General features: G+C 34.5%; 14 protein-coding genes and 2 pseudogenes. 10 read left to right on the top strand and 6 right to left on the bottom strand.

The annotated features are described in order from the left end of the window. Positions 1 to 1,087, bottom strand: a 1,087-nt coding sequence (locus F6K27_RS26185; RefSeq protein ID WP_287279081.1) for a nitrilase-related carbon-nitrogen hydrolase, incomplete at its 3' end; no start/stop codon positions are given. Between the two features lie 708 nt (positions 1,088 to 1,795). On the opposite strand from F6K27_RS26185, the pseudogene F6K27_RS26180 reads away from it, so the two are divergent. Next, positions 1,796 to 2,779 (top strand): annotated as a pseudogene (locus F6K27_RS26180) (S-(hydroxymethyl)glutathione dehydrogenase/class III alcohol dehydrogenase); the annotation flags it as partial. Between the two features lie 218 nt (positions 2,780 to 2,997). On the opposite strand, the gene F6K27_RS26175 reads toward F6K27_RS26180, so the two are convergent. Beyond that, complete coding sequence (locus F6K27_RS26175; protein ID WP_287279080.1) at positions 2,998 to 3,801, bottom strand: phosphoadenylyl-sulfate reductase; 804 nt, start codon at positions 3,799 to 3,801, stop codon at positions 2,998 to 3,000. A gap of 710 nt (positions 3,802 to 4,511) precedes the next feature. Next, positions 4,512 to 6,260: an NFACT family protein gene (locus tag F6K27_RS26170; protein WP_287279079.1), complete on the bottom strand. Its 1,749-nt coding sequence runs from the start codon at positions 6,258 to 6,260 to the stop codon at positions 4,512 to 4,514. Positions 6,261 to 7,157: 897 nt separating this feature from the next. On the opposite strand from F6K27_RS26170, the gene remA reads away from it, so the two are divergent. From remA to F6K27_RS26130, 8 genes are all read left to right on the top strand, one after another. Beyond that, positions 7,158 to 7,412: an extracellular matrix/biofilm regulator RemA gene (remA, locus tag F6K27_RS26165; RefSeq protein ID WP_124144486.1), complete on the top strand. Its 255-nt coding sequence runs from the start codon at positions 7,158 to 7,160 to the stop codon at positions 7,410 to 7,412. Positions 7,413 to 7,498: 86 nt separating this feature from the next. Next, positions 7,499 to 8,050 (top strand): guanylate kinase, encoded by a 552-nt coding sequence (gmk, locus tag F6K27_RS26160; protein ID WP_124144485.1) that lies wholly within the window; start codon positions 7,499 to 7,501, stop codon positions 8,048 to 8,050. A gap of 632 nt (positions 8,051 to 8,682) precedes the next feature. Continuing rightward, the gene (locus F6K27_RS26155; RefSeq protein WP_124144484.1) at positions 8,683 to 9,105 is read left to right on the top strand and encodes a hypothetical protein; all 423 of its coding nucleotides are present in this window, start codon (positions 8,683 to 8,685) and stop codon (positions 9,103 to 9,105) included. Between the two features lie 642 nt (positions 9,106 to 9,747). After that, positions 9,748 to 10,326, top strand: a complete 579-nt coding sequence (locus F6K27_RS26150) for a hypothetical protein (RefSeq protein WP_124144483.1) — start codon at positions 9,748 to 9,750, stop codon at positions 10,324 to 10,326. Between the two features lie 743 nt (positions 10,327 to 11,069). Next, on the top strand, positions 11,070 to 12,173 hold the full coding sequence (locus F6K27_RS26145; protein WP_124144482.1) for an ATP-binding protein: 1,104 nt from the start codon (positions 11,070 to 11,072) through the stop codon (positions 12,171 to 12,173). Between the two features lie 383 nt (positions 12,174 to 12,556). After that, positions 12,557 to 14,938: an ATP-dependent helicase gene (locus F6K27_RS26140; RefSeq protein WP_375339715.1), complete on the top strand. Its 2,382-nt coding sequence runs from the start codon at positions 12,557 to 12,559 to the stop codon at positions 14,936 to 14,938. Positions 14,939 to 16,127: 1,189 nt separating this feature from the next. Further along, the gene (locus F6K27_RS26135) at positions 16,128 to 16,565 is read left to right on the top strand and encodes a hypothetical protein (protein ID WP_287279078.1); all 438 of its coding nucleotides are present in this window, start codon (positions 16,128 to 16,130) and stop codon (positions 16,563 to 16,565) included. Positions 16,566 to 16,571: 6 nt separating this feature from the next. Continuing rightward, positions 16,572 to 16,748, top strand: a complete 177-nt coding sequence (locus F6K27_RS26130; RefSeq protein ID WP_287279077.1) for a hypothetical protein — start codon at positions 16,572 to 16,574, stop codon at positions 16,746 to 16,748. An 86-nt stretch (positions 16,749 to 16,834) separates the two neighbouring features. Here the strand turns inward: F6K27_RS26130 and F6K27_RS26125 are convergent, their stop codons facing one another. The 3 genes and pseudogenes from F6K27_RS26125 to F6K27_RS26115 all read right to left on the bottom strand — a co-directional run bounded on the left by F6K27_RS26125 (position 16,835) and on the right by F6K27_RS26115 (position 20,115). Beyond that, positions 16,835 to 16,969 carry an HNH endonuclease gene (locus F6K27_RS26125; RefSeq protein ID WP_287279083.1) on the bottom strand — a complete coding sequence of 45 codons (135 nt, stop codon included), beginning with the start codon at positions 16,967 to 16,969 and terminating at the stop codon, positions 16,835 to 16,837. Positions 16,970 to 17,302: 333 nt separating this feature from the next. Then, positions 17,303 to 18,001 (bottom strand): annotated as a pseudogene (locus tag F6K27_RS26120) (reverse transcriptase domain-containing protein); the annotation flags it as partial. A 533-nt stretch (positions 18,002 to 18,534) separates the two neighbouring features. Beyond that, on the bottom strand, positions 18,535 to 20,115 hold the full coding sequence (locus F6K27_RS26115; RefSeq protein WP_375339716.1) for an NAD(P)H-quinone oxidoreductase subunit N: 1,581 nt from the start codon (positions 20,113 to 20,115) through the stop codon (positions 18,535 to 18,537). A gap of 1,114 nt (positions 20,116 to 21,229) precedes the next feature. On the opposite strand from F6K27_RS26115, the gene F6K27_RS26110 reads away from it, so the two are divergent. Next, complete coding sequence (locus F6K27_RS26110) at positions 21,230 to 21,394, top strand: hypothetical protein (protein ID WP_287279085.1); 165 nt, start codon at positions 21,230 to 21,232, stop codon at positions 21,392 to 21,394. Positions 21,395 to 21,546 lie beyond the last annotated feature (152 nt).

Here is a 21,546-nt window from a genome sequence, read left to right as displayed (position 1 = left end):
CACCCAAATTTTCCACTAATTCCAAAGCATCTTTAACAGAATGATCGGAACTGTAAGGAGAAGGCATTAAAATAGTAAAAACATTTTCTTTACCTAAAGCAGCAGTAGCGATCGCTGCAACTAAAGCCGAATCTATTCCCCCACTTAAACCAAGAACAACTTTAGAAAAACCACACTTACGCAGATAATCTTTTACCCCTAAGACCAAAGCAGACCAAATTTCTTCATCCTCACTTTCTGCTAAATATAGACTTTCAAAATTAGTCACAATCAAATCTTTTTTTGCTGGATTAAATTCAACAACTGCCAAATTTTCTGCAAAAGCACTAGCTCGATAGACCGCATTACCAGTCTTATTAAAAACCACACTACAACCATCAAAAATTAAATCGTCATTACCGCCTATCTGATTAACATAAATAATTGGTATTTGATAACGATTCGTGCCATGTTCTAAAATTGCCTCTCGCAATTTTTGCTTTCCTACTCGATATGGAGAAGCAGACATATTTACGACAAAATCAACTTGATTTTCTGCTAATTCTTTCATTGGGTCACAAGTATAATTTCGCCTTCCCCAAAATTCGGCATCATTCCATAAATCTTCGCAAATAGTCACGCCAATTTTAGCTAAAGATTCTGAGGTTTTTCCAGGAATTTCTAACGTGAAAAAATCGCTAGTTTTACCAGACTCAAAATATCGTTGTTCATCAAATACATCATAAGTAGGCAAAAGCCTTTTATGAAAGATTTGTTTGACTTCTCCATTACCTAATAAAGCAGCACTATTAAATAATGATTTTTCTCCATTTTCAGCAGCTTGAGAATTAAAAGTTACAGTTCCCACTAAAACTGCTATTTCTGATGGTAAATTTTTAGCTAACTTTTCTAACTCTGTCGCAGCAGCTTCAATTAAACTAGGATAAATTAATAAATCTCGTGGTGGATAGCCTATGAGAGATAATTCTGAAGTAATCATCAATTTGGCATCTAAATTTTCAGCTTTTTTTGCAGCTTCTAAAATTAATTTTGCATTGCCTGTAATATCACCAATAGTGGGATTGAGTTGTGCGATCGCGATTTTCATTATAATTAAAAAAGGAAGAAGGAAGAAGGAAGAAGGAAGAAGGAAGAAGAAAGAAGGAATGATAGACATTGCTAACTTCTCCAATTTGAACAGATTTTTCTAATTGTTGTATTATTTTGAATAACTTGTCTAATTCTAATTAGAAAGGAAGAAGGAAGAATAAATTAACATCAGCAATCATAAAAATTACTAACTTCTCGAATTGCCACAGCTTTTTCTCATGTAAAATTTTAAATTTTTCTATTTGCTCTATTATTTTCTAGAATTTATCTCATACTAACTAGAAAGGAACCAGGAAAAGAAAATCAGAAAGAAAGAATAATCAATCTATCACAGCCATGATAGATATACCCTGGCTTTGAGAATAAAAGCAACTCTTGAACACCTCAAAATTCCAAGCTTTTCTGTTTATAAAGGAAGAGATAATCAGCAAGAAAAAAGAAGAAATTAACAGCACCAATTATAGGCGTTACTGACTTCTCGAATTGCCACAGATCCTTCTCAGCGAAAATTTCAAGTTTTTCTGTTTATAGAAGAAACTAACAGAAGCAATGATAGACATTACTAACTTTTTGAATTGCCACATATCTTTGTCTGGCAAAATTTTAAATTTGTCTATTTATTGCATTATTTTTATCCTCCTGATTCTTGCTTCTTTCTCCTTACATAAACTATGATTAATCCTGTCATTTTTATCAGGATATCAACATGGAAGTAAAAGCAGCAGTAGCTTTTGAAGCTCGTAAACCATTAAGTATAGAAACCGTTAATTTAGAAAATCCAAAAGCTGGCGAAGTAATGATAGAAATTAAAGCAACCGGAATTTGTCATACCGATGCTTATACTCTTTCTGGTGCAGACCCTGAAGGTTTATTTCCTAGCATTTTAGGACATGAAGGAGCTGGGGTCGTTGTTGAAGTTGGACAAAATGTCACTAGCGTCAAACCAGGAGACCATGTTATCCCTCTCTACACCCCAGAATGTCGTCAGTGTGAGTATTGTCTCAGCATGAAACACTAATTTATGTCAAGCAATTCGCACTACTCAAGGTCGTGGTGTAATGCCAAATGGTACCAGTAGATTTTCATTAAATGGTGAAATGATTCATCATTATATGGGTACTTCAACCTTTGCAAACTATACAGTATTACCAGAAATTTCCGTAGCAAAAATTCGTAAAGATGCTCCTTTTAATAAGGTTTGCTATATCGGTTGTGGAGTCACAACTGGCATTGGAGCTGTTATTAATACGGCAAAAGTTGAAGCTGGTGAAAAGTAATTGTATTTGGTTTAGGTGGCATTGGTTTAAATGTAATTCAAGGGGCAAAAATGGTGGGTGCTGATATGATTGTTGGGGTTGATATTAATCCTAGTAAACGTGAATTAGCGGAAAAATTTGGCATGACACATTTTGTTAATTCTAGAGAAGTAGAAGGTGATTTAGTTCCTTATTTAGTTGATTTAACAAAAGGTGGTGCTGACTATACTTTTGAATGTATTGGTAATGTTAATGTGATGCGTCAAGCTTTAGAATGTTGTCATAAAGGTTGGGGTATGAGTGTAATTATTGGTGTAGCTGGTGCGGGACAATAAATTAGTACTCGTCCGTTTCAGTTAGTAACAGGAAGGGTATGGAAAGGTACAGCTTTTGGAGGTGCGAGGGGTCGTACAGATGTACCTAAAATTGTTGATTGGTATATAGAAGACCATATAAAATATCATGCAGAAGCTTTGAATTGAAGAAAGACTTTAAATATGAAATACTAAAATTTTTGCTACAAATACTTAGAAGGATACAATTTTTCTCTAGTGACAATAAATTGACCCTGCCTACCTGTAGGGACGTTGCATACAACGTCCCTACTACTCCTCTACTCCTAGCTCATTGAGAATAGCTGATAGATCGTCAATTACAATGAACTGGAATCTAAACTTTGAGCTTGTCCATCTGTCTGAGGCAAATGTAGTCCGCACTCCTGCTTAAGACCATGAAAACGAGTATCCCGTTCATTCTCATCTTCCGCAGTCAAGGGACGACTAGAATGCCAATCTCCGACAGTAGTATAACCCAAATCGAAAAATGGATGATAAGGCAAATTGTAAGCAGTCAAATATTGGTATATATCCCTGGCATTCCAAGTTAATATAGGTAAAATCTTATATATTCCCGATTGCTGACTAATGCGGTTAAGACTCTTACGGTGGTCAGTTTGGTCTCTTCGTAGGCCAGCTAGCCAAGCTTTAGCATCTAACTGTTTTAATGCTCTTTGCATGGGTTCTACTTTGCGAATTTGGTCATAGCGGTTAAGAGCATCAGCATTATTCTCAGCCCATAGTCGGCCATGTATAGCTTCCATTCTAGCGGGACTAATTGAAGATTGATATACTTTAAGATTCAGTTTCAATCGTTCGGTCAACTCTTCAGCAAATCTATAAGTTTCGCCTGGTAAATATCCTGTATCAACCCAAATGACAGGAATATTAGGTACAACGGTTGTAGCTAGATGTAACATAACAGCAGCCTGGATACCAAAACTGGTACTCATAACTAAACCTTCTCCAAAGGTTGCATATCCCCACTTAACCAGAGTATCAGCGTCTGCTTGGGCAAGTTCCTGGTTGACAACCTCAAGATCCAATTTTGGTGGAGATGTAAAATTTTGTCGGCCGTATTGTCCATTTTGGCTGACTGTGATTAGACTCTGTTGTGACATAGTTATTACCAATCAAATTAGCATAAGACTTTAAATGTTAATCATACGTTGTCAGCAATCTTCAATGAGAGATTGTTTATACATCTAGATTACTTCGTGTTACAAAAAGCTTTTTTATGCTATAATTCATTATGGTTATTTAGCTTAACGCCAAAACTGATTTGTGATTTAAGCTCTCCTATTTTAATCAACACTTTAACCTAGACCAACACCCTTTGCCCAAAGATTAAAACTTTTTTTCAAGTTAATAAGTCGCTTCTAAATTACAGCGCTTTTCATTAGACTTGTCGCTTTATAACTTAAAAAATCCCCAAAAACTTTGTTCTGTAAGAATTGTAGCCATTGGCAACCAAAAAGTATTGGAATTATTGCTCTGTCTAGGTTGGAACGATTTCTTCCCTCTATCTATTTAGCGACAACTCTATTTAAGTAGACTACAAAATTATTTTGGGTTATGGAGTCCAAGAATACTTTGGCCACTGGAGTACGTCTATATTGAAAACCGCTATAACTTTTTTGATCGACGGCAAAAAAAAAGACCAACTTTCTCAAGCAGGTCTAACTAAAAATTATTTTCCGTTGTTATTTCTGCGAGATTAACAAGCAAGTAGCTACGCATTCCCAAGTTCGCAGCGATTTGCGGGTTATATATCTCACAATATCTATATCACTAATTGTAACAAACTATTGAGCAATTTCTAGAAAAAATTTTAATTTTGTATCCCAATTAACTGTGAAATATGGGTTTCAGCCCTTTGTGGTTTCCCCCAAAAAACCTGTTCTTGCTTATATACAACCATACCAGGTTTAGCACCCTTGGGCTTATAAACAAACTTAGGTTTAGTATAAATAACTGGGACTATTTCACTCTGACGGGCACGACTATAAAAAGCACTTATATCTGCAACAAACTGTAAATCAACTTCATCAGGTGTGGCACCAGCATCTAGTCGCAACAAAACATGACTACCAGGAATTTCTTGAGTATGAAACCACAAATCATAATCTCCCGCCACTCGAAAAGTTAACAAATCATTTTGACGATTATTACGGCCAACCAATAATTCAAATCCACCAGGAGTTTCGTAACGGTAAAATTCTGTATCCTTTTTATTATCTTGGTGATGATGTTCTGGAGCTTTAAGGTAAGCTTGCTGAATTAACTCATCCCGAATTTCTTCAAGAGTGCGTAAATCTTCTGGAGTTTGGTAAGTATCTAACTGAGACAAAAAAGCTTCCACTTGCTCCAAATAATCAATTTCTGCTTGGACTGTCGCTAAAAGGGGTTCAACTGCTACACGGGCCCGTTTCAACTTTTGGTGCTTTTTATAAAGACTTTGGGCATTTTGCACCGCATTTTTCTCTGGGTCTAACTTGATGACCATCGGTTCCCCCGTTTCAAAGTCACATAGAGTAATAGCTTTCATCCCCGGTCGCCATTCGTGGAGATTGGCCATAAGTAAATCGGCTTGCGATCGCAACAATTCTGCCCCATCCGACTGGTGTAAACGTTCGGTAAAAGTATCAGCCTTGAGCTGTAACTTAGCCGTAATATTTTTAAGTTTTTGGCTAATTTGATGATATAGTTGACTAAACTCTTGCTGATTCAGCTGTCGAGTATAATAACCATTCAATAATTCCTGGACAGTATCAACAGATTCTACACTTAACCAACCTGTTACAGTGTATCCATTTGCAGTCCAACCAGGATAAAATTTTGAATGCTCCAGATTTTTTAACCATTCTTGCCAACTTTTAAATAATTTTTGCCAGTCCGAAGCACTAAGTTCATCAGTAGACTGTTGAGGGTCTAGTCCTAAAGCTTCAATCATTGGCTGTACTAAAGCCTTACTGAGGCCACGGTAATTTTTAATTAAATTTCGCCACAATACACCAGGTATTAAACTAATTCTTTCTTGCCATTGCTGTTGCGTTTCTTGGAAATTAGGAATAGGGTTAGTCAGAGAAGGGGGAAGTTCATAAGGTTGACCAGTTTGAATTTGACGCAGACTAGACTGTTGACTATTCACTTGATGGGCACAGGTAACAACCAAATTATCCGCAGTGGTCAGAATAACATTGCTGTACTTGGTCATAACTTCCACATAAAGATGCCATAGGGGTGGTTCTCCAGGACGTTTGGCAAATTGGAAGTCCAGTACTCTCTCCCAAGGAGAAACTTCAACAATAGCTATTAAAGCTAGTCCCCCTAGCTGGTGTCGTAATTGTTGACTAAAAGTAAAAGTATCAGGGGCGCGAGGTGGAGGGTCACTAATACAAATACGGGCCCCTTGGGGATGCCAGGAAATGTCCAACCAACCACGTTTTTTGAGAGTTCGCAGAGCAATGGTAATAGTAAAGCGATCGCGCTGATATACCTGCTCTAAACGTGCTGGTAGCCATTTAACACGGAGTTCAGAACATGAAGCTATGAGAGTTGTATAGTCAACAGGTTGCACAGTTAGCTTTAAGTTAAAAATTAAAAGTGAAAAAACTATGATATAAATTTAGTGTCTAAAAATAGTATTTTTTATTTTTCAGGCGACAATCTTTAAATAATTTTTTTTGCTTTTTTCATGTAAATTTAGAGAATTATAATATCAAGTTTAGTTGACAAATAAAGATTAATTATTTTTCCGGGGTTGGTGATTAGGTAATGGCATTAAATATTTATGAACGGTACAATTATAGTTTGTTCATAGATATTTGAGACAAAAGCATTACGCATTCACCAATGCCATTTTTCCTTCTTCTCTGCTATCAATAAAAGTCTTTAGTATAAACACCAATTATTTGATTGAGCAGGTTTGAAAATTATTCAGAACTATAAATATTTATTACTTATATAATGACAGATTTAGACTTGATGTAAAAGCCTGATTTAATGAATAAAGATTTTTAGGTGTTTTCTTCTTATAGCAGATTCCTCCCATCAGAAGTACAGATATGAATAATTAAATGTTCCCAGTGCTGGCATTTTTCCCGCTTCGGGGTATATCTCACCCTTGGTGAAATCTTCTGTACATAGTAGTCTAAGGAAAGAGCACTGACATATCAAAAGCTTAAACTCAGACAACGAAAATTTGTCCTTCTTCCTTCGTAACTATTCAGGTGCTGGGGTTGACAAATAATCATATCTATGTGTTTATCACTTTCCAGAAACCTTTTAGTCTCATTTATAGACTATTTAGTATTCTTAGATACAGTTTTCAGCTTTGAAACACTGAGTATGCAAAAAATCAAGAATAATGCAACCCCAAGACCTGAATGCTTACCTTCCTTCTTCCTTCTTCCTTCTTCCTTTTTCCTGCTGCTATAACTGAAAAACTTTGTATATATAAGTTGCATAATCTGTCATGGATATCCAGTTAATTAATATTGGTTTTGGTAATATAGTTTCTGCGAATAGAGTCGTTGCAATTGTTAGTCCAGAATCAGCCCCGATCAAGCGAATGATTAGCGATGGCAAGGAAAGAGGCAAATTAATTGATGCTACTTATGGTCGGCGTACCAGAGCAGTGATTATTACAGATTCTAATCATATTATTCTTTCGGCAATTCAACCTGAGACAGTGGCACATCGATTTATATTTAACAATAAAGATAGTTAATTGTAGTAATTGATGTTTGATTTTCCAAAATTTGTTATTAATAACTAAAAGTTTAGTTATGCTCGCTTGTACTGCGATAAAAATTTATGCAAACTGGTAAATTAATTGTTTTAACAGGACCTAGTGGTGTAGGTAAGGGGACTTTGGTAAAATCTCTCTTAGAACGTCATCCAGAATTAGTTTTATCTATTTCTATGACTACCCGTTGTCCTCGACCTGGAGAAGTAGAAGGAGAAAGTTATTACTTTGTAGACCGCAATAAATTTCAACAAATGATTGAAACTCAAGATTTATTAGAATGGGCTGAGTTTGCAGGTAATTTTTATGGTACGCCACGTCTGCCAGTTATTGAAAATATTAAACAGGGTAAATTAGTATTATTGGAGATTGAGGTACAAGGGGCAAGACAAATTAAACAGACTTTTTCAGAAGCATTGCTTATTTTTATTTTACCTCCTTCTATGACTGAATTGGAAAAAAGATTGCGGGATAGAGGACATGATTCGGAAGAAGCGATCGTCAAGCGTCTAGAAAGGGCAATTAAAGAGATGGAAGCTGCAGGAGAGTTTGATGTACAACTAATGAATGATAATTTGGAAATTGCTTTGCAAAATTTGGAGAAAGTATTATTTGACTGAAATTATAAGTAGTGCAGTAAGGGAGTGGGGGAGTGGGGAAGTGGAAAAAACTTTGAGTAGGAAAGAAACCGAAATACATTTTCCTTCTTTTAATTGGAGCTGAGGCAATTAGAACTGACATCATTAGGTGATTTGTCCTAAGTTCAATTAATACCATGACAGTTGCAGGATTGCCAAATGACAAATTAATTTATTTATAATACGAAATCACACGCATTTTTACTAATTTTATTGATAGCAGGGAGTACGGATTAGGTAAATAACGAATAATAAATGAATAATATATGTTTACTTCATATAAATAATTACTCAAAAAATTACTGAATCTGATTTATTACTTAATAGCTGAAGTTTTCAATAAAAAAAGCATTATTTTAAGAAATTACTATAATTTACAAGAAGCGTGAGGTACAAAATTCATCATAATTTTTTTTACTCTGATTATCCCAGTAGAAAGAAAGGTTAGGACAGATAGACATCTTAAAACTCAGACAAAGCAATATTTTTCCTTCTTGCTTCTTGCTTCTTGCTTCTGCTATATCTTTAATTCTTTGCTAAAAATTTTTTTGTGTCTTCTTTCTCACTACAAATATGATATGATTTACAAATGTTAATATTTGTGGTTAAACAAAATGTACAGTAATACTTTTTTTGATTTTCCTGTCTACACAGTCATTCAGTTAACATTATTTTTCTCTATTGTCTTGGGAATTATTTTTAAAGATATGTTGGAGTATAAATTAACACTATGGCTGAAAAACAAAGTCTCTCAAAAGCAAATAGGTTATCAAACACCTAATCTTATTACTGCTTATTTGAGCATGACTTTATTTATCTTTTTATCTGTATCAGCTAGTCTTTCTATCTTTAATATTGTTGAATGGTTATCTATTGTCATAGGTGCAATAGTCGTGTTTCCAACTGCCTTGTTGATCTGGGTACAATTAGGGTCAATGTTTGAGTTAGTCGAATCTAAGGGAATAGCATCTATTAATATTGAAGAATATATGCCTGAAGAAAAAAAAATTAAATCAGGAGAAAATGCTAATCAGTAATTACTAATATTTTGGAGTAAAGTTGTATGACAATTAATCACAAAAATACTGCAAATTAATTATGAATAGAAGTACTATCGATAGTAGTTCCCCAAAAATATATTGGCTGAGTCGAACTAAAATATGAAAATCACAATATGGTTGCTATATTGTTAGTAATTTTTTTATAGATATTCTAGATATAAAGATATAATATATAGATTCATAGTTTATAGAAAAAGGAAATCTGAAATCCTGATCAATAAAAAATTTATCTCTAAGTCTTTTATAATTAAGAACTTGATGACTATATTACCCATACTAAAATATTAGAACCAAAATCTAGGGTTGTTATATTGCTTCAAGGCAAGATTAAGATTAATTTGCAAATTAATAAACCTATTTTCTGGTAAATGAAACAGAGGCTATATCTAGATATTTTCAATGAAAGTAATACAAATAGTTTGCCTGTTAATCTCAATTTCAATAACAGAAAAAATTCTACACTACATATAAAGTAAGCTTACTTGCCAAAAATAAGCGTTGGTGGTATCCTCTTGACGAGGTTGTTATAAAAATAAGCAATCAATTAATCACTGTCCAGTTAAACCCGTGAAAACAGATTTTAACTTAGACACTTAGACAAAATTTGGTGAGGTAGTCATGCGTCTTCCAAAATATACAAATTTGGCAAGTGGTTGCTTGTCAATATTAATTACATTTGGAACAATTTATCCGGCGATCGCTGCTCCTGAAAATGAGAAAGTTGCCCAAAGGGAAAGAACTAGAGCAGGGGGAGCAAATCAAATGGAGATTGTCGGTTATGTTAAAGGTATTATCGGTAATGTAGTCACAATTCTAGTAGATGAAGAAGCAGAATTAGGCATTCCTGGCATTGCACCTAATGATGGTGAACCCACTTATGTCACAATTCCTGAAGAGGAACGTGGTCAACTACGAACTCTATTTTTTTCTCCTAGACATACGATGGAAATAGCAGGTCTAGTACCTGGAATGCGGGTTTATGCAATTGTGGGCAAAAAGAATGACGATCCTGAAGACCCTTGTGGTTGTATAGACTTTTTTAAAGTCATCCCAGATTATAACTATGAACGGGTAGAAGTTCAGTTACCAACATACAATTTCCAGGGTCCTCCTTCCTTAGAGTTTCCACCACTTCAGCCACCCCCTCCTATTACAAGACCTGTCCCACAACCTCCTCCTGTAAGAGGACTGTGGTAATTTTAGCCCATAAAAAACTCTATAATTAGGTCTGTAATGCCACTATATTAAGATTAGTGGCATTATTCATTTTAGTGTAATTGAGGCCGTTGGAGCTCAAGTCGTTTCTCCAGGGCAATTCTCAAGATGATGTCCATAACTTTTTACAGATTTTAGTCAACAGTTGTTAACTCTTCATCTCTAACAGGACTAATCAATATGTAATTTATAATAGAGTCTTGGATAGAGGGAAAAATTAGGAGGTAAGTTTAGGCTTGTTTAATAGATTTGATATTAAACTCTATTTTACCTCATATGGGGACAATTATTATTCCGGACTTCACATAAAAAATAGTACTATTTGAAAATAAACTTAGTAATCAATTTAGTACATATCCTATATTGATTGTCAAGTCAAATAAATTTGATGAAGCGACAACTAATAAAAGCGATGGCAAACTAGCTGAATCAAAATATTTACTATTATAAAATTTAGGAGTTTTTAGCTATAGCTAAAGCGATAGCTTTTTTTCCTATCTAGTTGATTAGTAATAAAAAGATATCAGTAAAAATATAGGGTATAGCTTTTGTGCTGTAGCTCAATATCAATAAAGTTATGAATGTTGATTTATCTATCTCTTTTGCCTCAAAATTTTGTTGTGTCATAGGATTGACAACTTTTGACACTGAATATTTTTTATGATAAATTCATCCATTATCACCAAGACTACCTAACCGAAAGACATACTATATCCCACTACAAAATGAAACTAGAATCACATCAGTTTATTCGCTATTTTGAACCTGAGCAAGCTGCACAAATTTCCCAGATTGCTATTATTAAAAAATTTAATCCCCGAGAGATTATTTTTGAAGAAGGTGATGATTCAGATTCTTTATTTTTAGTTCTAGAAGGTGAAGTAGAAGTTAGTAAAAGGAGTGGTGAAGGGAATAATTATGTTGTTATTACATCTGTTAAATCTAATGGTTATTTGGGAGAGTTAGGGATTATAGATAGAAAGCCAAGAAGTGCTAGGGTAGTTACATCTAAGGAAACAGTTTTGGCGAAAATTTACTATGAATCCATAACAGAGATATTAGCTAATACAAAAGGAGATATAGTCTTACAAATCTTAAGTTTTTTATCTCAAAGATTGCGAACCGTGACGACTGATTATGTCAATCAATTAGCTTATAAAGAGAAAATGACTTTGATTGGAGAGATGGTAAATACTATTATTCATGATTTTAGAAGTCCTTTTACTGGTATTCAATTATCAAGTTCAATGTTAAAAGAACTCCATCCCGATCAAGAGAGTCAAGAATGGTGCGATCTAATTTCAATGCAAGTTCAGAGAATGTTAAATATGGCAGAAGAAGTGCTTGCTTTTTCTCAGGGGAATACAAAATTATATTGTCAGTTAATTGATATTGCTAAACTCTTACAAAATTTTGCTAAGTTAAACCAGGTCTATATTGATTTTTCTTCTGTAGAATTGATAGTTTCTGTGGAAGAGGGTTTAATCATAAATGCTGATGAAAATAAGATTAACCGTGTCTTACAAAATTTATTATCTAATGCTGTAGAAGCTCTGGATAAATCTGAAGGCAAAATAGAAATCAGAGCTAGAAGAAAAGATCGATTAGTTGAAATTACTTTTTCAGATAATGGTCCTGGTATTCCTCAAGAAATTCAGGATAAATTATTTGAAGCTTTTGTAAGTTATGGAAAACAGGGTGGTATTGGATTGGGAACTGCTATTGTTAAGACAATTATTGATGCCCATAATGGGAAGATTTTCTTTGAATCAAGTCCTTCTACTGGTACAACTTTTTATCTTCATTTTCCCCTAGCTAAAATAGATTGAATTCGGCAAAAATAAACTTAAATATTTACTGGTCATTTCAGTTATCAGTTATCAGTTATCAGTACCTCTGCAATAAGGAAGCTTGACCTTGGCGAATATGCTCTTTTTTTATCCCCTTAAAAGGGGAGGCACATACCCACAATTTTTCGGTAATATTTTAATTTTTAACTTTTGATTTAAAACGGAGTAGGGAGTAGGGAGTAGGGAATAGAAAATAAGAAAAACAACTGTTCCTCAGTAACTTGAGAAACCCTATATTTTAATTTTTAACTTTTGATTTAAAACGGAGTAGGGAGTAAGGAATAGAAAATAAGAAAAACAACTGTTCCTCAGTAATTTGAGAAACGCTATATTTTAATTTTTAACTTTTGATTTAAAACAAGGTGACTGACGATTTCAATAATAATTTGCCTCCATATACTGATATTAAAACGAATACTGAAAATACAGAAATTGACTTATCATTAGCAAGTTTAAGAGAAAAAACAATTCAACAAATTCGTTGCAATTTACGGCCTGGGCAACAGCAAATGGCTGACTGGCAAGGAGGACCTTTAGCAGTTTCAGCAGTTCCTGGGGCAGGAAAATCTTACGGTATGGCAGCAGCAGCAGCTTTAGCGATCGCTCGTTATCAGTTACATAGTAATCGTCAATTAATTGTTGTTACTTTTACCCGTTCTGCAGCTAGTAATATTAAAACTAAAATCCGCAAACATTTAAAAGAATTATCTTTACCTCAAGGCAGTTTTATTGTTCATACTTTACATGGTTTGGCTTTAAGTATTGCCCTACGTCATCCTGAATTATCTGAGTTAGATTTAGAAAATACTACTTTAATTCTTCCCACTCCAAGCAACAGAATAACTCGTACTTGTGTAGAAAATTGGATTGCAAATAATCCTAGACATTATCAACTTTTAATTGAAGGAGTTCAATTTGATGGAGAAGAAACGGAACGTTTAAGAAGGCAGTCAGTTTTACGCACTGAAGTTTTACCTCAATTAGCTTGGAAAGCAATTCAACAAGCAAAAAGTTCTGGTCTTAAACCAGAATATTTATGGCAACTAAGAGACAAAATTAATGACCATTATCAGGTTGTGACTATTGCTGCTAATTTATATCAAATATATCAGGAAATATTAAGGGAAAATCAATTAATTGACTACGATGAAATGATTTTGGCAGCGTTGCGGGTATTAGAAAATGAAGGTGCTAGAAAGATGTGGCAAAATCAAGTTTTTGCAGTGTTTGAAGATGAAGCTCAAGATTCTACACCTTTACAAACTAAACTATTAAAAAAGTTAGCTTATTCAAGTGAAAATGATGATGGTAATTCAGAAAATAATGGGATTTATCAAGAGCAAAGATTATCAAAATTAAATCATCTCAATCTTATGCGTGTTGGAGACCCAAATCAAGCAATTAATTCCACATTTACTCCGGCAGATCCAATAGATTTTCGGCAATTTTGTGAAGACTGTGAACAATTAAATAAATTGGCGACTATGGAACAAGCAGGTCGTAGTTGTCAAAAAATTATAGATGCAGCTAATTTTGTATTGAAATGGGTAAATAATTCAGAATTAACCGGAATAGAAAAACCTTTTCGAGACCAAAATATTCACCCGGCAAATGATAATCCTCCAGCTACTGATGGTGGTTTAGAAATATATGAACCCCGAGATATTTACCAAACTCTAGAGTTGATGGGTAAACGCATAATTAATTTATTTAAAGAAAATCCTGATGGTAATTTTGCTGTATTAGTAAGGGAAAATAAACAAGGTAAATTTATTACAGATACTTTTTCTAATCCTGGAAAATATGGAATAGATATTGATTTAGGCAAACAAAATATTTCAATATATGATGTTTCTCAAGGGGCGCGCTACTCTCAAATTCCAGCAGAAATATTAGCATTAATGCAATTTATTGACCGCCCTCATTCTCCAGATTATTTAAAATCTGCTTTGAAAGTTTTGGGCGATCGACGCTTAATTCCTAAGCAAGATTATAATACTTTTGCTTCTGTGCCAGAACAGTTTCTTTACCCAGGACCTCTCGATCCTTATCAATCAGAAAAGGTGCGTAAATGTCGTGATTTTTGTCGTAGTTTGCTTAGGGCAAAATCAGAATTACCTTTGTATCAATTAATTTCTTTTCTTGCTTTAGCTTTAAAATATCAACAATCAGATTTAGCAACTGCGGATAAATTAGCAGAAAGAGTTGCTAAACAAACTTTTGATAATAGTTCGATGAATTCTATTTTAGAAGTTTTAAGTGAAATTGTAGGTTCTGAGAGATTTGAACCTGTTGAAGTGGATGAAGATGCAGAGAAAAGTTATACTCGCCCTCAGCAACTCACTATTATTACTATGCATAAAGCTAAGGGTTTAGATTGGGATTATGTCTTTTTACCTTTTTTACATGAAAATATAATTCCTGGTAATTTACGAGTTTTACCCCAGGTAAGTTTTTTGGGAGAATTTGACTTAGCTGAAGTGGCAAGAGCGCAAATTCGTGCCAGTTTACAAGGGCAAGATTTACCAGATATTTCTACTGCTTGGAAACAAGCAGGATATTTGAAGACGGCGGAGGAATTTCGGTTACTATATGTGGCAATGACTAGAGCAAAACGTTTGTTGTGGATGTCTGCTGCTAAGTTAGCTCCTTTTACTTGGAATAAACCAGATAATTTACAGGAGCAAAAACCTTGCCCAGTTTTACCTGTTTTAAAGGCTGAGTTTCCTGATAGTTTCAGATAAATTTAAAAAGCATTAAAACAGAGTATTGCAGAAGGAAGAGGGAAGAAGGAAGAAGGAAGAAGGAAGAAGGAAAAATCTTACATTGTCGTCTGATTTTTAAGCTTTTTATCTGTCCTAACCTTTCCTGAGACTGCTATAATTAGCGCCTCACATAAATTCTGGATAAATATTTATAATTCCTGCAATTAGATGTAGATTAAAAGTTTTCCCTTTTCCCTGATTAACTTTTATCAAAAAAAATTAAAATTTATTGCTTTTGGGAGAAAATATAAAAATTTTACTGATAACTGATAACTGATGACTGAAATGACCTATCTTCCTCTTATAAGTAAATGCTAGATTTTCTTAATCATATATCTTCAGGTAAGCGTTCACAAAATTATAAATAAATACAGATCAATTGACCAGATATCCAGATATAAATATAGGAAGTAGTAATATTTAATATAGTTTCACTATAGCAATTCCCCCCTCACATAAATTCTGGATAAATATTTATAATTCCTGCAATTAGATGTAAATTAAAAGTTTTCTTTCTTCCCTGATTAACTTTTATCAAAAAAAATTAAAATTTATTGCTTTTGGGAGAAAATATAAAAATTTTACCTATCTTACTCTTACCGTAAATGCTAGATTTTCTCAATCATACATCTAAAAGTAAGCGCTCACAAAATTATAAATAAAATATATCAACTGACCATATATAAACAAAGGAAGTAGTAATATTTAATATAGTTGATTTGACATTGAGAATAAAAACCCTATTTCCAAAATTATATTGACAAAGTAGATAGTATATGTGAGAATCTTTTCAACTTCTAAAATAGAGGGGATCAATAAATTATTGATTAGATAGGCTTTTTTAATACATTATGCGTACCTACTTAACTCACAGTCCTGAATTAAGTAAGACGATAAAATATTTGAGTAGTTATACTTCAATTTAACTCAAAAAACAAATTTATGTAAGTATTAATTACTATCAAATATCAAGTTTATTATCCTGGAAATTTATCCCATAATTAACCCATAATTTTTATAGTGATTTTAATCACATTAAAACCAGATAAGGGGTCACATACTTTATGGGAAAAATAGAAGATGATAATAGAAGGTAAGAGAAGTTAGGAAAAAGAATAACTTCTCTCTCCATAAAAACAATTTACTCTAATTTATTTACTTAAAAGTTATGTACAGCCCCCTAATTAAAAAAGTTATAGCTAAAGCTTGTAATGTTAGTATTGATGAATGTGTAGAAGTTCAGAGATTAAAACTAGAAGTTCAAAGATTAACCCAGAAAAATCAAGAACTAACAGCACAATCACAACAATATCAAAAAGAAAATCAAGAACTGCAAAATAAACTAAACCAACTGAGAATGCAGTTAGCAACTCTCTCAGAACAGTCCCCCCCTCTAACCCACTCTTTATCTGCTAATTTAATATCTTCAAAAGAATCAACCAAAACAACAGTTATTTTAGTTGATTCTCCAAGTCCAGAACTAGAAGAAGATCGAGGTAAAGCTGTAGAGTTGCTAAATCAATTACCAAATGGTATGTGGCACGTTAAAGTTGAATCAGGAGTTCAAGTTATTCTGAAACCAGAAGCTCTAAAAGTTCTAGCATAGCTTTCTTTGAATAAGGAAGAAGGAATAAGGCTGAAGGCTGAAGGAATAAGGCTGAAGGCTGAAGGAATAAGGCTGAAGGCTGAAGGAATAAGGCTGAAGGCTGAAGGAATAAGGCTGAAGGCTGAAGGAATAAGGCTGAAGGGAAAATTGCTTATGGATAGTCTTCGACACGCCACTCGTTGAACTAAGTCAGAGAGTCGCCCCTCTGACTCGTCTTCAAAACCGTGCTTGAAAGTTTCCCTTCACACGGCTCCTCAATTATTTGGCTCTTATCTTGAGTACCTTTGATTGAGGCTTCCATCTGTTCTGGTCTTTTGATCATGACAGTGTGCGTGAATTAACTGAAGGTTTTGGTAAGTCTCCTTACCTCCTTTGGATTTTGGAATTATATGGTCAATTTCCATTATGTCCCCAGTTATAAACTGTCTATTGCATTGGGGGCATAACCCTTTTTGCTTTTTTAGAAGTTTTTGCTGTTTGGTTGATAACTCTATGGATTTGCTTAACCTTTTTCCCCAGTATATGTAGTCTCCATCATAGGGAGATTTATCTCCTTTGACTTTGATATGTCTTTGGATGGCTTCGTTACTATGTAATCGCAATTCGTTACCATTGTTGCTTCTGAACATCCAATTTCTGGAATGGATGACCCCATTTTGGATGTATATAGCAGATTTCCAGTATTTATTCTTGACCCATTTCTTCCCTTTATTGGGGTGTCTTCTTAGTGTCCATTTATGGAGTATTGTGAAGATTAAACTGTCAAGTTGACTGAATGTTTCTTTACTACATACTGCTTTGTAGTAGTTAGCCCATCCTCTGATTTTGGGGTTTAGTAGGTGTATGAGGGTGTCTTGTGAGACGGCCTTCTTTTCCCTTATCAGGTTAGCTATATCTTCGTAGTGCTTTTTGATGGCTTTTTTTGATGGTTTAACTAGGGTTTTGAAGCCTAGAGGTTTACCGTTAGATAACTTTCCAGAGTTATGTTTACCAGATTTGTATTGTCTGATGTTAAAACCCAGAAAGTCGAAACCGTCAAATGAGTGGATAATCTTGGTTTTTTCTTCTTTGATGATTAGTCCAATGGGTTTGAGGAAATTTTGTATAATTTCCTGAGCTTGTTGTATTACTTCTTCACTTTCGTGAAGGCAAACAAAGTCATCGGCATACCTGACAAAGGAGAATGATTGTAGATTGACCCGTTTTTGTCCCTTCCATGTTCTTACCCATTCATTTAATCTCTCTTCCATTCCATGTAAGGTTATATTTGCCAATAGAGGTGATATAATTCCCCCCTGTGGTGTACCTTCATTGGTGGGGAAGAGTCTATTTTCCTCCATGTATCCAGATTTTAACCATGCCTTGATTTGACGTTTGAATCTGATTAGGGTGTCTCCTAATTTCCCTAATAAGTAGTTGTGATTTATTTTGTCAAAACATTTGTCTAATGTAAATAGCCTCTAATCTAAATATTTTGATAAATAGATAACTGAGCTTAATACTACCTATTGAATTTTCTAAAAATTAGGTTATATTTTAGATACAAAAAATTTAGTAGGCTGTTAATTATCTTGGCTATATATGACAATTTTTGGAAAGGTCATATAAGAATAAGTGAAGAGAAGAAAATACTCTACCTCATTAATATGAGAACTTGTATAAGAGAAAGAAATCAGAAGTTAACCCACCCCTAACCCCTCCCAGGAGGGGAAGTAGGGGGTTTAAGCAACTATCCAAAAATATTTCGCCTTAAAAGGCAGGGTATTAGACCCATATTATTTTGATAAAAAATTTAAAACTCAAACAACGCAAGATTTTTCCTCATCTCCTAGATAACTAAAACCTTCTTATTTCTTCCTTCTTCCTTCTGCAATAAAAACTCCAACAATTCGACCTATCTATTTAACAGAAAAAATGCTCGACAACCAGTCGAACATTTCTTACTTTTAGTAAATCAACAGAATCAGAACTAATTATTTTGCGACAAATAAAAACTTGGTTGACTAGCTACCGAATTAGTTTCAACAGTGTGAACTAAAACCGAGTTCAACATAGGAGTTTTAACAATAGTATCGTTAGCCAAAGTAAACAAAGGATTAGATAAAATTCCAGCTAAAGACGTTGCTAAAACAGACAAAATCAACCCTACTTGTAAAAGACGCATACCCGAAATATCCCAACGAATAGGAGGATAATTTTTAATCACATCCGACATTTCTTGCGGTTCTTTTACCACCATCATTTTCACCACACGAATGTAGTAGTAAATAGAAGCAACACTGGTAATTAATCCTAACAAAACTAACCAATACAATCCAGCTTGCCAACCTGCCCAAAATAAATAAATCTTGCCAAAGAAACCCGCTAGTGGAGGAATACCACCTAAAGAAAGCAAACAAAGACTTAACCCTAAAGTTAATAACGGGTCTTTTTGATATAACCCTGCATATTCACTAATTTGGTCTGTACCTGTACGGAGAGAAAATAGAATCACACAGGTAAAACCACCCAAATTCATAAACAAGTAAATTAGCAGATAAAATATCATACTAGCGTAACCAGCTTCAGTATTCGCCAAAAGGCCAATCATAATAAAACCCGCTTGTCCAATAGATGAATAAGCAAGTAGACGTTTCATACTAGTTTGGGCCAGAGCAACCACATTACCCAATACCATACTCAACACAGCAAGGGCAGTAAATACAAAATGCCACTGTTCCGAAACTAAAGGGAAAGCAGTAACCAAAAGACGAATAGCTAGAGCAAAACCAGCCGCTTTAGAACCCACTGAGAGAAAGGCCACAACTGGAGTAGGAGAACCTTCATATACGTCCGGAGTCCATTGGTGAAAAGGGACAGCAGAAATTTTAAAAGAAATACCAGCAATCGCAAATACTAAGGCAATAACTAGAGCTAGTGAAACTCCGCCACTCGACCCATCAGCAAGACTAGAAGCGATCGCTGTTAACCGAGTTTCTCCACCAGACAAACCATAGAGAAGGGAGATGCCATAGAGAAAAACGGCCGAACTTGCAGCGCCAATGAGTAAATATTTTAATGCTGCTTCATTAGAGCGGGGGTCACGTTTTGTATAACCAGTTAATAAATAAGAGGAGATACTCAGGGTTTCCAGAGAAACAAAAATCATCACCAACTCATCTGCTCCAGAAAGGAACATTGCCCCCAAAGTAGCAGTGAGCAGAATACAAATAAATTCTCCTAGTGGAGTCCCAGTTTGTTCTATGTATGCCACCGACATCAATATGGTGGTAATTGCACACAGAGCAATGATACCTCTAAATACTACACTGAGGGCATCAGCATTAAAGCCTCCCAAAAAACCGATGGTATTTGTACTGTCCCATTGAGTATATAAGGCCACAATAGCGATCGATAGACCTACTATGGCTGCGTAGGGAGTCCATTTAGCAGAAGTACGTCCTACTATGAGGTCTCCAACGAGAACTACAAGTAGGGTAATTATAACTATTGCTTCTGGAAGGATAGTGCCTGCGTTAAGTTGCGCCGCAATGTTAGAGAAATCTATCATGTTAGATAATTTGAAATTTTTTGTGTAAGTAACTAAGAATTTTGACTGATTAATAATCCTTTACAGTAGAGGATTGTAGCGTGTATCCAGAGATTTTTTGGTTTTTTATTAGGTGAGGAAGAAAAAACCAAATGTTTTCTAAATTATTGAAGAAGGAAGAAGCAAGAAGCAAGAAGCGGTGCGACTCCGTGTCGGCGATAAACGCAAGGGAATGCGCACCAACAGAGGAAGGAAGAAAAAACGGATGGGGACTCAAACCCCAACCAATTGTAAACACGGTGTAGACAGCCAGAGCTAATTCTTTGTCGTAGCGAGAATATTTACAACTCCAGGACTTACGCATTATCATGGCAAAAACACTATATATACCATAGTGATATAGTTTTATATACTATATGTAGTGTATTTGCGTAAGTCCTGAACTCTATATTTTTGGTTAACTAATCCTAGCAAGATGTACGAAATTTCAAAGGATACAATTTTTCTCTAGTGACAATAAATTGACCCTACTCCCCCACTCCCCTCTTCCCCTCCACCGGAGGGGTTAGGGGTGGGTCTCCCACTCCCTTTTTCTCTAGTGCAGGATGGCGGAAATAACTGACCAGTTACAAAATCCTAAAACAATTACAAGTCAAAAATGATTAACTTTTGACTTTTGCCTTTTGACTTTCGCGTAGCGGCACTAGTGACAATAAATTGACCCTGGTGTAGACGGCGGGGTATTAAACCCAAAATAAAAAGATAAAATTTAACTTCTAAGGCTTAACTAATATTTAGTATGATACTGCAAAGTCTACTTAATAAAATTTAATGAACTAGGAGAGACCCTTGTTAAGGGATAAAAAAAGATGATTTTCAAGCTCCTCTGTTAACTATATAGCTTATTGCTGAAGATTTACACATTCATTAATAATCAATACTTTCAGGCATTTTATTAAAAAGATTTACTCAGAATATTTGTGAATGATTCTACAAGGGATAGCCTACTAAAACAGACTTTGTTTGGTGTCTACTAGCTAATAATAACTGACAGTTTTCAGTAACCGGGCTGGTTTATTTTTTCTAGCGATGCTAAATTAAAAATGTAAGCTATATAATAAAAGAGGTAAAAAAAATGTCCATGATGAACAAAAATTCACCAAAAAGCCTAGTTAAATTAAATGAAGTTCATAAAGCCAATATAGAAAAAAGATTAGCTCATCGCCTGGAAGCAGCAAGATCTAAAGGAAATCAAGATTTAGTTAAAGCTCTGGAATCTGAAAGACAATTACTGGAGTGACTTACCTAAACAGACGAATTCCAACTCTGTGTATGCTTCTAATGTTTATTAAAAACGGTCAGAACTTCCTTAGAAACAAAAGCAGTTTTTGACTTTATAATAACCACTTTGTTCTTACGGCGGTTTATAGTCACCGAACAAGTCCAGTCCGA

It is taken from the genome of Okeania sp. SIO2F5, assembly GCF_010692685.1.
Lineage (GTDB): Bacteria > Cyanobacteriota > Cyanobacteriia > Cyanobacteriales > Microcoleaceae > Okeania > Okeania hirsuta.
This window is presented reverse-complemented; position numbering and strand designations above follow the sequence as displayed.

Bases quoted from the DNA above. Each gene is read 5' to 3' on its own strand.
- F6K27_RS26175 (WP_287279080.1), bottom strand. From the start codon at position 3,801: ATGTCACAACAGAGTCTAATCACAGTCAGCCAAAATGGACAATACGGC.
- remA (WP_124144486.1), top strand. From the start codon at position 7,158: ATGGATATCCAGTTAATTAATATTGGTTTTGGTAATATAGTTTCTGCG.
- gmk (WP_124144485.1), top strand. From the start codon at position 7,499: ATGCAAACTGGTAAATTAATTGTTTTAACAGGACCTAGTGGTGTAGGT.
- F6K27_RS26155 (WP_124144484.1), top strand. From the start codon at position 8,683: ATGTACAGTAATACTTTTTTTGATTTTCCTGTCTACACAGTCATTCAG.
- F6K27_RS26150 (WP_124144483.1), top strand. From the start codon at position 9,748: ATGCGTCTTCCAAAATATACAAATTTGGCAAGTGGTTGCTTGTCAATA.
- F6K27_RS26145 (WP_124144482.1), top strand. From the start codon at position 11,070: ATGAAACTAGAATCACATCAGTTTATTCGCTATTTTGAACCTGAGCAA.
- F6K27_RS26135 (WP_287279078.1), top strand. From the start codon at position 16,128: ATGTACAGCCCCCTAATTAAAAAAGTTATAGCTAAAGCTTGTAATGTT.
- F6K27_RS26125 (WP_287279083.1), bottom strand. From the start codon at position 16,969: ATGGAAATTGACCATATAATTCCAAAATCCAAAGGAGGTAAGGAGACT.
- F6K27_RS26115 (WP_375339716.1), bottom strand. From the start codon at position 20,115: ATGATAGATTTCTCTAACATTGCGGCGCAACTTAACGCAGGCACTATC.
- F6K27_RS26110 (WP_287279085.1), top strand. From the start codon at position 21,230: ATGTCCATGATGAACAAAAATTCACCAAAAAGCCTAGTTAAATTAAAT.